This window comes from Bradyrhizobium sp. UFLA05-108 (genome assembly GCF_059803455.1).
Genome location: NZ_JBANAZ010000024.1, coordinates 1 through 13437 on the forward strand (window position 1 = coordinate 1; position 13437 = coordinate 13437).

The following is a 13437-nucleotide window of genomic DNA, read 5'->3' on the forward strand; positions in this document are numbered from 1 at the left end:
GCCAGCCGTCTTGAGGTCAGGACCAGCAGACGTCCGCCTCCTTCGAACAAGGAGATGATCTGAAATGATCTAACAACCACTCATCCTTGACCAAGCCCATACAAGTATTCCAGAGGCAGCGGTGGGATACGGAGAAGCCGCGGCGTACTGGATTCCCCGCCTTCGCGGGGAATGACTGCGATGGATCGGACACACAATCCTTCGCGCTTCGCGAAGGTGCAATGAGCGACGTCCGCCTAATACGTAATCTTCGGCGGCAGCTTGCGGGCCTTGGCGATGAGCTCGCCGACGGACTTCTCCGACGGCATCACACGGACCAGCTTCCGCTTCTCGTTCACCTCGCGCATGTTCTGCGCCAGCCGCGACGGGTTGCGATAGGCGAGCTCGCGGACAGTGGTGACGCCGGCGGCGCGGACGAGGTTGACCTTGGCTTTGCCCATGCCGGGAATGCGCATGTAGTCGGACACGTTGGCCCATTCCAGGAGCTGCTGCTCGCTGATGCCGGTCCTGGCTGACAGCGCCTTGCGGCCCTTCAAAGTGCTGGCAGCTTCGAGCAGCGCGACGGTGGTGCGGATGCCCTGCGCCTTCAGCTTGCTGGCGGCGAAGGCCGACAGGCCCTCAATCTCGGAGATGGGATATGTCATGATACTCAATATGAAATGCGAAAGCCTCAGGCGAACTGGCTGAGGCCCGGCGTCCCCGCAATGATTTTGCCCATCTGATCCGCTCCGATTTTGTCTCGACCGAAGCGAAAAAGTTCACGGGCGATCTTTTGAATGTCGGACATGCCGAGCCCAAGGCCCATCAGCCGGGTACCGACGGCCATCAGGCCGCCGCCCATCAGGCGAGATAGGCCGCCGCCGCTTTGCGACGCGGCAATCGCGGCTTCGGCACCGGGAATTTGGTCGATCAGAGCCTGGACGCCGTCGGAAGGGCCTTCGTTGCGAAGGAAGCCCAGGATAATGCCGATCGTCTTTTCAGCGACAGCACTATCGATGCTGGCGTTTGTCGCCAGCCGCCCGATCAGCTCGTCCATGCGCCTGCCCCTCAGCCGGTTCAAGTCCGGAGTCTTGCTTCTGAAAATGATCTTGGGCCGGCGCGTTAAGAATTACAAGCGACGAACGCATGAGCGGTGACGAATCGCGCGGCGAGTGTTGCAGCGATGCAAGAGCGAAGGATGGAATTCGCGAAAAATTGCCGCGGTGCGAACCGATCATTTCGACTTTTGGCGAAGAGACACACGCCTCATCTCTCACGATGTCGCATATGCGTGCCTCACGAGATGCGTTGACCCGTTCAATCGGCACCCAACATACGTTAAACTGCGGAACCTAAAGTTCGCATTCCCCACCAAGGCAAACAGTAATGGCGACACAAGACACCAATCCCGGCGATACCAGCGACAAGATCTTCGTCGGCAAGGGAGGCGAGACCGCCTGGCTGACGCTTGCGCTCGCCAACCGCCATGGCCTCGTCACCGGTGCAACCGGAACCGGCAAGACGGTGTCGTTGCAAGTGATGGCAGAAGGATTTGCGCGTGCTGGCGTGCCGGTCTTCGCCGCCGATATCAAAGGCGACCTTTCGGGCATCTCCGAAGTGGGAGAGGCCAAGGATTTCATCGTCAAGCGCGCAGCTGACATGGGGCTGACGTTCCAGCCCGACCAGTTCTCGACGGTGTTCTGGGACGTATTCGGCGAGCAAGGCCATCCGGTACGCGCGACCGTCACCGAGATGGGCCCGCTTCTCTTGGCGCGCATGCTGGACCTCAATGACGTGCAGGAGGGCGTGCTCAACGTCGCCTTCCGTGTCGCAGACGACAACGGCCTGACCTTGATCGACATGAAGGACCTGCGGGCGCTGCTCGACGCCATCGTGCCCGACACCAGCAAGAAGGGGCCGGATGCCGGAGAAGATCCGCTGGCGCCGATCCGGAAAGCTGCCCAAGGTTTCGGCAACGTCACCAAGGCAACCGTCGGGACCATCCAGCGCCAGCTCCTGGTGCTGGAGAACCAGGGCGGCACCAAATTCTTCGGCGAGCCGGCGCTGACGCTGAAGGACTTCATGAAGACCGATCGCGACGGCCGCGGCATGATCAACATCCTGGTCGCCGACAAGCTGCTCCAGAGCCCGCGACTTTATGCGACATTCCTGCTGTGGATGCTGTCGGAGCTGTTCGAGGAGCTGCCCGAGGCGGGTGATCTGCCCAAGCCGAAGCTGGTGTTCTTCTTCGACGAGGCGCACCTTCTGTTCAACGACGCGCCCAAGGCGCTGATGGACAAGATCGAGCAGGTGGTTCGCCTGATCCGCTCCAAAGGTGTCGGCGTCTACTTCGTCACGCAAAACCCGATCGACGTACCCGACCGGGTGCTGGGGCAGCTCGGCAACCGCGTGCAGCACGCGCTGCGCGCGTTCACCCCGCGCGACCAGAAGGCGGTCGCGGCCGCCGCACAGACCTTCCGGCCCAATCCGAAACTCGACACCGCCAAGGTGATCATGGAGCTCGGCAAGGGCGAGGCGCTGGTGTCCTTCCTCGAAGGCAACGGCACGCCGTCGATGGTCGAGCGCGTGATGATCCGTCCGCCCTCGGCTCGGATCGGACCGATCACGCCGGAGGAACGCAAGGCGATCATGGATGCAAGCCCGGTGAAGGGCAAATACGACACCGCGATCGATTCCGAATCCGCCTATGAGATTCTGCAAAAGCGCATCGCCGGTACCGCGGCGACCGCCGAGGGCTCGGCGAACGGAGGCGGCATCCTCGGCCAGATCGGCTCGATCGTCGGCACCATCTTCGGCACCAACACCGGCCGCGGCCGGCTCACCACCGGTCAGCGCGTCGTGCGCGACGTGACGCGCACGGTCACAAATCAGGTGGTCGGCGGCGTCGTCGCCGATCTCGGCAAGTCGGTCGGTGGCCAGCTCGGCGGTTCGGTCGGCCGCGCTCTGGTGCGTGGCGCACTCGGCGGATTGCTGCGCCGGTAGGCAGTCACGGGCTCTCGTCAAGGGGCTTTCCGTGTAGCCGTAGGTCTCCTCGCCTCGTTTGCGCGGAGGGATTCTCTCGAATGCCATGACCGGCTCGGGACTCACACCCGGCCGCTGGCTGGAGGCGCTGCCCGCCTTCGTCACCATCACCTTCGTGTTTGACATGTTCGACCTCGGCCAGCCGAACGTGCTCCTGCTGGCGATGATGCTCTACGGCTTCTGGAGCCTCCAGCACCAGCGGTTCTGGCTCGCCGGCTTCATGTTCGCGCTCGCCACCGCCATCAAGGTGTTTCCGGTTGCGGTGCTGCCTTATCTGGTGTGGCGCCCGCAGTGGGCGGCCGTCGTGAGCACGATCGCCTGCACCGGCATCTTTCTGTTCGTGGTGCCGGCGCCGATCCGCGGCTTCGACCACAACGTCACTGAGCTCAAGACCTGGTACCATTCCGATGACGGTGCTGATGCACCGCGCTGCTTTCGACGTGCGTGCGGGCGTGAGGCTGGGAACCTGGATCGCGCTGGCTGTCGCAGGCATTTTCTTGCTGCTGTCGCTGCCGTTGTTTCCCCTGGTCCTGCAGGCCTTAGGTAACAACCTCGTAGGCACCGTCGTTCTCGCGGGCGCGTTGGTCTGGCACATCAGGCATCCGCCAGATGCGTCTGGCCCGAAAGCCGCGGCGGAGCTAAAAGCAGCAGCGTCTTGAAAACCACCGCAAGTCAGGAACGAGAACAATGTCCAATGCACAGCTCCAGTCCGTGCTCGATCACATCGACAAGGATTTCGACAACAGCCTGACGCGCCTGTTCGCGCTGCTGCGGATCAAGTCGATCTCGGCCGATCCGGCCTTTGCCAATGATTGCAAGGCGGCGGCCGAGCATCTCGCCAAGGACATCGCAAGCCTCGGCGTTGCAACCGAAATCAGGCCGACCGCCGGGCATCCCGCCGTCGTCGGCAAGAGCAAGGCGAGCGGACGTCCGCACGTGCTGTTCTACGGGCACTACGACGTGCAGCCGGTCGATCCGCTCGATCTCTGGCACCGCCCGCCGTTCGAGCCCGTCGTCACCGATCATGCCGACGGCCGCAAGATCATCGTCGCTCGTGGCGCCGAGGACGACAAGGGACAGGTGATGACCTTCGTCGAGGCCTGCCGCGCCTGGAAGACGGTGACGGGCTCGCTGCCGATCGACGTCACTTTCCTGATCGAAGGCGAGGAGGAGGTGGGCTCGAAAAACTTCGTGCCGTTCATCGAAGCCAACAAGGACGAGTTCAAGGCCGACTATGTGCTGGTCTGCGACACGGGCATGTGGGATCGGAACACGCCGGCGATCACGACGTCGCTCCGCGGCCTGCTCTATGAAGAGGTGAAGATCACGGCCGCCAACCGCGACCTGCATTCCGGCGTGTTCGGTGGCGCGGCGATGAACCCGATCCGCGTGCTCACCAAGATCCTCGGCGGGCTGTTCGACGATGACGGCCGCATCACCATTCCCGGCTTCTATGACGGGGTGAAGGACTTGCCTGCGGATGTCCTGGAGCAGTGGAAGAAGCTCAATCTGACGCCGGAGACGTTCCTCAAGCCGATCGGTCTGTCGATCCCGGCCGGCGAGAAGGGGCGGCTGCTGATCGAGCAGGCCTCCTCGCGCCCGACCTGCGACGTCAACGGCATCTGGGGCGGCTACATCGGCGAAGGCTCCAAGACGGTGATCCCGTCGCATGCCTCTGCAAAGGTCTCGTTCCGCCTGGTCGAGGGGCAGGATCCGGCGAGAATCCGCAAGGCCTTCCGGGACTATGTGTCGGCGCGCATTCCGGGCGACTGCAAGGTCGAATTCGGCGACCATTCCGCCGCGCCCGCGATCGCGCTCGACTGGAACATGAAGCCGCTCGCTGCCGCCAAGAAGGCACTGACGGAGGAGTGGGGCAAGGAGACCGTGCTGATGGGCTCGGGCGCCTCGATCCCGATCGTCGCCGACTTCAAGCGCACGCTTGGGCTGGACTCGCTGCTCGTCGGCTTCGGCCTGGATGACGACAACATCCATTCGCCGAATGAAAAGTACGATTTGCGGAGCTTCCAGAAGGGCATTCGCTCCTGGGCCCGCATCCTCGCCGCGCTCGCGGAGGTGAAGTAGGCGCGGGGTGCGTAGGGTGGGCAAAGGCGCGAAGCGCCGTGCCCACCGTCTCTCCAGGATTTGTGAGAGAGAGGTGGGCACGCTTCGCTTTGCCCACCCCGCGAGAGCACCAAATAAAAACGCCGCCCGGAATTGGGCGGCGTTTCATTCCAAAACGTGCAGAGGTCGTTCGCAGAAGATCTTACACGAATCCTCGCAAATCTCAAGTCCGGTAGCCCGGATTGACGCGGTCGAGCTTGCGCAGCAGAGGCGGCCACACCAGGTTGGTGGCGCGAAGCTCGGCGCGGTCGCGGTTGGAGAGCAGTTCGGTGTTCTTCTCGATCGCGATCTCCTCGACCGGATAGACCGGCGTGCCGAGCGCCCGCGTGCGCACCTGCATCGAGCAGGCGCGCTCGAGGTGATACATGCGCTCGAATGCGGAGGCGACCGAGCGACCGACCGTCAGCGTGCCGTGGTTGCGCAAGAGCATGTGGTTGTGGTCGCCGAGATCCTTCTGCAGCCGCGGCCGCTCCTCGTGATCGAGCGCGATGCCTTCATAGTCGTGATAGGCGAGGTCGTGCGTGACGAGCTGCGCGGTCTGGTTCAGCGGCAACAATCCTTCCGCGCTGCTCGAAACCGCGGTGCCGTCGAGCGTGTGGAGATGCAGCACGCAGATCGCGTCCTCGCGCACCTCATGGATCGCCGAATGGATGGTGAAGCCGGCGGGGTTGATGCTGTACTCGCTCTCGGTGAGCTGGTTGCCGTGCAGGTCGACCTTGACCAGGCTGGATGCGGTGATCTCGTCGAACATCAGCCCGTAGGGATTGATGAGAAAGTGATGCTCGGGGCCGGGCACGCGGGCCGAGATGTGGGTGTCGACCAGGTCATCCCAGCCGTAAAGGGCGATGAGGCGGTAGCAGGCGGCGAGATTGACCCGCTGTTGCCACTCAGCCTCCGTCATGTTCGACGGCACTTCTTTCACGCGCGCTTCCGCTGGCGACATGGCAAATCACTCCGAACCTCGTTGTTGCGGAGCGGGAGCCTAGTCCCGCGAGGAAGTCGCAGCAAGGCGCGCGAAGCGCAGCAGTCAAGCGTAGCCCGCATGAGCGACGCGATATTCGAGAGGTCCCTCAAAGTCCCCGGATTTCGCTTCGCTCCGTCCGGGCTGCAATTCAGAAGAGAATTATTACGGCGCCGGGATCGACAGCAGGCTGGAAATGCTGCGGCCGCGGATATCGTAGACGCGGGCGAAGACCACGTCGTCGCGCTTGATCTCGACCATGACCGGCGCGATGAGGCCCTTGCAGTAGAACTCGCCGAGCGTCATGGCGAAGTCTGCAGCGTTGGAATCCCAGCCGATGGTAAAATCGGGACCGAGCGCCACTTGCGCGGGCCGCTGCGGGCCGCACACCGCGACCTTCCATTTGCGATTGCGCGGCGGAACTTCCTGGCGCTCGATGAGCTGCTCGCGCAGCTCGTCGGAAGCCTGCTTCAAGGCCAGGCCCCAATAGTCCAGCATGAAGCGGTCGTCGGCGGCGCGCACGGTGCCCGCGATGTGGTTGAAGTGCGTGTACTGATAGGGATGCAGCCGGATCATCTCGGCGAGCGGCAGCGCGAGGCCGAAGCAGAAAGTGGCGAGCACGACGGGCTGCCAGGCGCGATGATTGGCCCGCAGGCGCTCCATGGTCCAGGCAAAGGCGACGCCGCCCAGGACGGCCATCGGCGGAATGACGAAGACGAAGTGGCGGATGCCGTTGTAGAGCGCGGGCCGCTTCACCATCGCGACCACGAGCGGCAGCGTGGCTGCGAGCGTCAGCATCAACAGGACGGTCTTGCGGCGCGCCGCAATCTGGCGGCGCGGCAGGATGACCAAGGTCCCGATGACCGCGCCGATCGCCAGCACCAGCATGACTTCGGGCAATTGCAGCGCGAACAGCGTCGGCAGGTAGGACCAGGGCATGTCGGGCACGGACACCAGCGCGCCGTCGAACATCTCCTTCCAGGGCTTCTCGAAGAAATGCGAGAAGTAGGTCAGCGCCTGGAACGGATTGCCGGGCTCCATGATCGACCACGGCCAGATCAGGCCCATGATGAGATAGCCGAGCACGAGGCCGGGCAGCAGCACGTAGACGACATGGGCGAAGCGGCGGATTGCTTCGCGGGTGCCTTCGACGCGCAGCTCTTCCAGAAACAGCGGCATGAAGCCGATCATCGCAAAGACGAGCGAAAGGCCCCCGAGAATACGCGTGCCGATCGAGAGGCCCGCGCCGAGGCCGACGATCAGAATGGTGCGCGGCGAGGGCTGCGGATATTCCTCGGCCAGTCGCACCAGGCCGAGCATCAGGATGATCATCGCCACCGCGAAGGGCGCATCCTTCGGGTTCATGAACATGTGCCCGTAGAAGATCGGGCAGAGCGCGAGCAGCAGGAGTGCTGCGAGACCCGCAAGTGGCCCGCCGATGCGGCGAGCGAGCCGCCAGGTCACCGCAAGCCCGATCACGCCGACGACAGCGCCGACGAGGCGGCGCGTCTCGAACAACTCGATCGGCATGACCTTGTGCAGCAGCGCTGCGACCATGTCGAAGCCGCCGCCATACATATAGAGATTGGCAAAGGAGAGCGCCGCGGTGTCCTTGAAGCCGGAGCCGAACATGCGCAGCAGGAGGTCGGCATATTCGGCGTGGGTGTAGTCGTCCCAGCCAAGCCCGTAGTCGCGGAAGGTTAGCCCCGCGATGACCGCGACCGCCGCCAGCACCAGCATGGCAAGGTCATCGCAAGTCCGCTCAATCGAGCGCCCCAGAGGCGTGTCGATCGCCGAAGTGGTGATGGATGTCATGGCAGTCGGTGACCCGGAATCCCCTCTCGGCCGCGCCGGTGCGCACGGCCCTTTGTCCCGGGAACCCTATAGCGCAGTTCCATTTCCAAGTAATTGCGCATTATGGCTAAATTCCTGATGCAACGCAGCAATTTCCAGATCCTGGAGTTTCAATAGAGCTAGCGAGATGTTGCTGAAGGGAATGTGAATAAGTCCCTGATTTCGCTATTTTAAGGAACGGTTACGGCGAATCGCCGTTGGCGAGGCGTGCGATATGACGGTATCTTGGCGTAGGCGGTGTCGCGCGATCATGCGCGGCCGGGGGTGAGTTCGATGGCACTGGCATTGTTGATCGCGGGGATTTTCGCCTTTGTGGCGGGCCTCCTCACGGTCCTCTGGGGCATCTCGCTCAAGGAATTCAGTCTCGGCAGTACTCTCATACTCAGCGGGACCATCGGCGTCTGCTCCGGGATGTTACTGATGGGCCTTTACACCGTCGTGCAGGAGCTGAAAGGCATCGCCCGGCGGCTCGCCGCAACGACGGCACTGTCCGAGGTTAGAGTCAGGCCGGTGCTTCCGCCGGGCCTTGCGACGGCGGGCGCGTCTGGGCCGGAAGCGGTCCCTGGCGAGGCCGCCAAGGTCGACCCAATGATGCCGGTATCGCCGGCTGCACCGCCACCCTGGCAGGATGAAGCAGCGGCGCGTACGCGTGCCGAAGTGCCACCGATGCCGGAAGCGTCCGCAGCAACGCCTGAAGGGCCGCGTCGGCGCAATCTCTTGTTCGCCTCGACCTCGCGCAAGGAGCGCGATCGCGCGCAGGCCAAGGCCTCCGAGGCCGAACCGGGTGAGGAGCATCCGGCGCCCGCCGAGCCACCGCAGGCAAGCTTCGACGATGCCTGGCCGAAGCCCGAACGGATGCGGCCGCCGGAGGCAGCTCCGCTCCGCCGCCCGCCGCCGCCGCGCATGCCCTCGAGCTTTACGGAAGCCGCGCCAGCTCCTGCGTCGCCCCCGACACCTGAGCCACGTCCGGCACCACCGGCCGAGCAGCCGGCCGTCACCGTGCTCAAATCGGGCGTCGTCGATGGGATGGCCTATTCGCTCTATTCCGACGGCTCGATCGAGGCGCAGATGCCGGAAGGTATGATGCGCTTCGCCTCGATCGACGAGTTGCGCACGCATCTCGACCAACGGTCCTGAGGTCCATCCGTGTCAGATGCGGCGGGTAAGAACTTCATCGAGCTCACGGCGAACATCGTCTCCGCCTACCTCAGCAACAATCCGACGCCGGCGGCCGAGATCCCGAACCTGATCAGCCAGGTGCATGGCGCGCTGGTGCGGGTGTCCTCGGGTCGGACCGAAGCGCCGCTCGAGCCGGCAAAGCCCGCGGTGTCGCTGAAGAAGTCGATCGCGCCGGACTATCTCGTGTGCCTCGAGGACGGCAAGCGCTTCAAGTCGCTGAAGCGCCATCTGCGTACCCAGTACAACATGACGCCCGAACAGTATCGCGACAAATGGGGCCTGCCGGCCGACTATCCCATGGTCGCGCCGAACTACGCGGTGGCGCGCTCGCAATTGGCGAAGAAGATGGGGCTGGGGCAGCAGCAGCGCAAACGTAAATAGCGCAGCGTCACGAAGCCTCGGCGAGCGCCTCGCGCGCATCGGTGCGGATGCGTTCCACCATCGAGCGCAGGCCGTTTGAGCGCTGCGGCGTCAGGTGGTCGCGAAAGCCGAACTCGTCGAACACCGCGAGCGCGTCGGTCGAGAGAATTTCCTGCGGCGTGCGGTTGGAATAGAGCGAGAGCAGGATCGCGACCAGCCCGCGCACGATATGGGCGTCGCTGTCGCCACGATACTTGAGGACCGGCGGGCCATTCTCGCGATCGATCCGCTTGGAGAGCCAGACCTGGCTGACGCAGCCCTGCACCTTGTTGTCGGCGGAGTGTTCCGCCTCCGGCATCGGTTCCAGGGAGCGCCCGAGCTCGATGACGTACCGGTAGCGGTCGTCCCACTCGTCCAGAATCTCGAAATTGTCCCTGATTTCGTCGATCGTCGTCATGATGGCCCGTGTGTGATCCCAGGGCCAATATAGGGACGCAAGGACGCGAAATCGATAGGGGTTGGACCCTAATTCGCCGTTTCCGGCCCGCGCCATTCGAGCGCCAGGTCGTCCTGGGTCAGGGTGTCGCGCTGTGCCGGACCAGGGTCGAGATCGGCTTCAGCCATGCTGCCGATCGAGCCAGTGTGGTCGGGCGCCTTCTTTTCATTCTTGCCGTTGGTGATCTGCTCTTTCTTGTCATTGAGCATCTGGTAGAGCTTGCGTGCCCCGTCCTGCGCGCGCTGGCCGATGACGGTTGCGGCCTGGCCGCCGACCTCGCAGGCCGCGGGCTGGCGTTTGCAGAACTGGCTCATGTCGGAGACGGCCGCGGTCGCGGCCGACACGGCCTCGGCGGCGCCGATCGGCGGCACCTTCTCCGATTCGGGAGTCTTGTCCCGCGGCAGGAGCACCAGCACCAGCCCGAGCCAGAATGTGATGCGGAGCAGAAAACGCATCTTGCGACCTTGCGTGTTAGATCCAGCCGGCGGCACCCCGCGGGCCTTCGACCTAGCAACCTTCGATAAATCGCAAGTGATTGCGTTGAGCTTAATTCGGCGAAATTTTGTGTGGGATTTGAACGAATCGAAAGGCTCGTAAATTTTCGATTGATGCGGGCTCGCGCTCTCCGACTTGCGTCCTTCCACCAATTCGAAACCATACGGCGGGGGATGCGGAAACCCCGCGTTCACCATCCGCGCGAATGAAACCGTCAAATCGCGTAAAATTCCGCGCAATCACACGGCGTTCTGCCGCATGCGCCACCGCCTTAGCGTTCGTTTAATGTCGCTCTGACACGGTGGCTCAACGACAAGGAGGCGTTCCGGCGCGTCTTTTCGATGCATGAGCCGAAGCGCGAGACCCGTGACAGTTTTGAGTATCATCCGCGATTGTCTCGATGCGCTGCTGCATCCCTCGGCGCGTTATGACGCGCTGACGCGGGCGCGCCATCGGGCTTTCATGGCCCCCAGGCTGCTCGGCAGCCTCGCCGCCTTTGCCGCGTTCCCGATTTATCTTGCCATGCGCGGCGCCCCCAGCGCGATCGAGGTTGCGGCCTTCGCCTGGCTGATCGCGCCGATTCTGCTGTCGTGGTTCCTTTCGCGCACCGGCCGCTATGAAGGTGCCCATGTGCTGTCATCGCTGGCGCTCGCCGGACTGATCATGGCCGTGGCGGTGACCACGGGCGGCATCGAATCGTTTGCCGCAGTCTGGCTGGTCGTCGTTCCCCTGGAGGCCGCGCTGTCGGCCTCGCGCCGGGTGGCTGCCTTTGCCTCGGTGCTGGCGCTGTCCTGCGTGGCTCTCTTGATCCTGTTCGGTCATCTCGACTGGTTGCCGCTCGACCAGGCCAATGCCGCCGAACGCGGCATGTTCACCGCATTCGGCGTTGCGTCCGCGACGCTTTATGCGGCGGGTCTGGCCTTCGGCGCCGAATCGCTCGCGCGTACCAGTGTTGCGCTGCTGTCGCGCGAAGAGGAGCGCTACCGCCTCCTGGCGCGCAACATGAGCGACGTCATCTCGCGGCATCAGCGCAACGGCGCAGTCCAGTTCGTCTCGCCAGCAGTCGAGGCCATGCTCGGCGTGCCGGTCGCCCAGCTCACTGGCCACGGCCTGTTCGATCGCGTCCATGTCGCCGACCGTCCGGCCTATCTCACCGCGCTGTCGGACGCCGCGCGCGGCGATGTGCGCGGCGTCGAGTTCCGGCTACGGCGGGAGGTTGGCGGCAGCGAGCGCGGCCAGGTCGATTTCATCTGGGTCGAGATGCGCTGCCGGCCGCTTGACCAGGATTTGGTTGACCAGGATCTGGGCCGCGACGTGACGCACGAGCCCGAGGTCGTCGCCGTGATGCGTGACATTACCGATCGCAAGATGCAGGAGCAGGCGCTCGATCAGGCTCGCAGCGCCGCGGAAGCGGCCGATGCCGCCAAGACGCGCTTCCTCGCCACCATGAGCCACGAGCTGCGCACCCCGCTCAATGCCATCATCGGCTTCTCCGAGATGATCGCGCAGGAGCAGACCCTGATGTTAGGGGCGGCCCAGCGCAAGGAATACGCAGAGCTCATCAACGCTTCCGGTCAGCACCTGCTGTCGGTCGTCAACGGCATCCTCGACATGTCCAAGATGGAATCCGGCAAGTTCGAGATTTCGCCGGAACCGTTCGCGCCGCGCGCCGCGCTGTTGCATTGCTGCAATCTGCTCGCGCTGAAGGCGCGCGAGAACGGCATCGATCTCATCACCGATGCGCCGCAGGATCTGCCGGTGATGACCGGCGATCCGCGCGCCTTCAAGCAGATTGTGCTCAACCTCGTCTCGAACGCGATCAAGTTCACCGAGCGTGGAGGGCAGGTCACCGTCGCCGCCACGGTTTCGCCATCGCACCTCTTCCTTCGCATCAGCGATACCGGCGTCGGCATCGCGCCCGACGACCTGAAGCGGATTGGCGCGCCGTTCTTCCAGGCCGGCAAGACCTATCAGCGTCGCCACGAAGGCACGGGCCTCGGATTGTCGATCGTGAAGAGCCTCGTCGCCTTGCATCTCGGCGAGTTGACGATACAAAGCAAGCTCGGTGAGGGGACGGCCGTCACCATCAAGCTGCCGCTCGTCTGCACGCCGTCGCAAGGACGGCAGAGCGAAAGCAAGATCGCGACACTGGTACCGCCGCCGCGCCATGATGTTCAGGACCAACCGGCTTTGGTGAAGAAAAGTGCCTAGAAAGTCTGCAAGAGATGAGGATGCTCCGCGCCGCCGTGGCGCCAAGGCAGCGGTCGTCGACGTCGAGACCGAGCGTAATCTCGCGATGCGGATCCTGCTGCACAGCCCCAAGGATACTCTCGCTGGTCTCGTTGCCTTTGCCGCGGTCAGCGCCATCATCGCTAACGCGCTGTTCCTGCAAACCGGCCGCCATCCGGCGCCAATGTTCGGCACCGTGATCAATTTGCCGGCGCCGTCGGCTGCTGCGTTGTCGAGCCCATTGCCGCGGCCGCGCCCGCTTGCGGCCGATTCACTGCCGCTCGAGCCGAAGCCGATGGAGTTCCGCGTCGCTGAGCCCAAAGTTGCGGAGAAGCCGCCGGCGCCCGAGAAGGTCGCCGAGGCAACGTCCTCGACCGCCAGATACGCCGATCCCCTGACCAATCTCGTCAAGGCCACGGCGACGACGCCTCCGTCGCAATCGGTCGTTGTCGCGCGGCCGCCGGCGCCGATCCCGGCGCAGCAGAGTCCCTCTATGCGTCGTGTCGCCGCCGTGCAGCGCGCGCTCTCCGAATATGGCTATGGACAGTTGAAGGTGACCGGCTCGATCTCCGGCGAAACCCAGGCAGCGATCCAGAAGTTCGAGCGCGAGCACAAGATGCCGGTGACCGGGCAGGTGTCCGACCGCCTGTTGCGCGAGCTTGCGGCTGTGATCGGACATCCTGTCGAATAATCGCCATTGATTGCCGCGGATACTGGTGCT

The 13437-nt window shown here is 63.9% G+C and carries 12 protein-coding genes and 1 pseudogene; 7 read left to right on the forward strand and 6 right to left on the reverse strand.

The genetic code is table 11. The features are described 5' to 3' along the window. Positions 1–236: 236 nt before the first annotated feature. On the reverse strand, positions 237–644 hold the full coding sequence (locus SO140_RS18810; RefSeq protein ID WP_449383840.1) for a DUF4332 domain-containing protein: 408 nt from the start codon (positions 642–644) through the stop codon (positions 237–239). 26 nt (positions 645–670) lie between these two features. Next, a complete protein-coding gene (locus SO140_RS18815; RefSeq protein WP_449383839.1) occupies positions 671–1036 on the reverse strand; it encodes a DUF2267 domain-containing protein in 366 nt (121 codons plus the stop codon). A 329-nt stretch (positions 1037–1365) separates the two neighbouring features. Here SO140_RS18815 and SO140_RS18820 point away from each other — a divergent pair, with 329 nt between their 5' ends. From SO140_RS18820 to SO140_RS18830, 3 genes and pseudogenes are all read left to right on the forward strand, one after another. Next, complete coding sequence (locus tag SO140_RS18820) at positions 1366–2982, forward strand: helicase HerA-like domain-containing protein (protein WP_449383838.1); 1617 nt, start codon at positions 1366–1368, stop codon at positions 2980–2982. A gap of 67 nt (positions 2983–3049) precedes the next feature. Further along, positions 3050–3680: pseudogene (locus SO140_RS18825) on the forward strand (glycosyltransferase family 87 protein); the annotation flags it as partial. Positions 3681–3708: 28 nt separating this feature from the next. After that, complete coding sequence (locus SO140_RS18830) at positions 3709–5103, forward strand: M20/M25/M40 family metallo-hydrolase (protein WP_449383837.1); 1395 nt, start codon at positions 3709–3711, stop codon at positions 5101–5103. A 202-nt stretch (positions 5104–5305) separates the two neighbouring features. Here SO140_RS18830 and SO140_RS18835 read toward each other — a convergent pair whose 3' ends face one another. Next, the gene (locus SO140_RS18835) at positions 5306–6085 is read right to left on the reverse strand and encodes a class II aldolase/adducin family protein (protein ID WP_474797076.1); all 780 of its coding nucleotides are present in this window, start codon (positions 6083–6085) and stop codon (positions 5306–5308) included. A 183-nt stretch (positions 6086–6268) separates the two neighbouring features. Further along, positions 6269–7918 (reverse strand): glycosyltransferase family 39 protein, encoded by a 1650-nt coding sequence (locus SO140_RS18840; protein WP_498542924.1) that lies wholly within the window; start codon positions 7916–7918, stop codon positions 6269–6271. A 312-nt stretch (positions 7919–8230) separates the two neighbouring features. Here SO140_RS18840 and SO140_RS18845 point away from each other — a divergent pair, with 312 nt between their 5' ends. Together SO140_RS18845 and SO140_RS18850 are read left to right on the forward strand one after the other, a co-directional pair. Beyond that, positions 8231–9094, forward strand: coding sequence for a DUF308 domain-containing protein (locus SO140_RS18845; protein ID WP_449383834.1), 864 nt, complete (start codon positions 8231–8233; stop codon positions 9092–9094). Positions 9095–9103: 9 nt separating this feature from the next. Next, complete coding sequence (locus SO140_RS18850) at positions 9104–9517, forward strand: Ros/MucR family transcriptional regulator (protein ID WP_449383833.1); 414 nt, start codon at positions 9104–9106, stop codon at positions 9515–9517. 7 nt (positions 9518–9524) lie between these two features. On the opposite strand, the gene SO140_RS18855 is transcribed toward SO140_RS18850, so the two are convergent. Both SO140_RS18855 and SO140_RS18860 read right to left on the reverse strand, forming a co-directional pair. Beyond that, positions 9525–9953, reverse strand: coding sequence for a SufE family protein (locus SO140_RS18855; protein ID WP_498542925.1), 429 nt, complete (start codon positions 9951–9953; stop codon positions 9525–9527). 68 nt (positions 9954–10021) lie between these two features. Further along, positions 10022–10447, reverse strand: a complete 426-nt coding sequence (locus tag SO140_RS18860) for a DUF5330 domain-containing protein (protein ID WP_449383831.1) — start codon at positions 10445–10447, stop codon at positions 10022–10024. A 385-nt stretch (positions 10448–10832) separates the two neighbouring features. On the opposite strand from SO140_RS18860, the gene SO140_RS18865 reads away from it, so the two are divergent. Together SO140_RS18865 and SO140_RS18870 are read left to right on the forward strand one after the other, a co-directional pair. Next, positions 10833–12698, forward strand: a complete 1866-nt coding sequence (locus tag SO140_RS18865) for a PAS domain-containing sensor histidine kinase (protein ID WP_449383830.1) — start codon at positions 10833–10835, stop codon at positions 12696–12698. Beyond that, positions 12691–13407, forward strand: coding sequence for a peptidoglycan-binding domain-containing protein (locus tag SO140_RS18870; protein WP_449383829.1), 717 nt, complete (start codon positions 12691–12693; stop codon positions 13405–13407). The genes SO140_RS18865 and SO140_RS18870 overlap by 8 nt, the downstream gene beginning before the upstream one ends. The last annotated feature ends 30 nt before the right edge of the window (positions 13408–13437 follow it).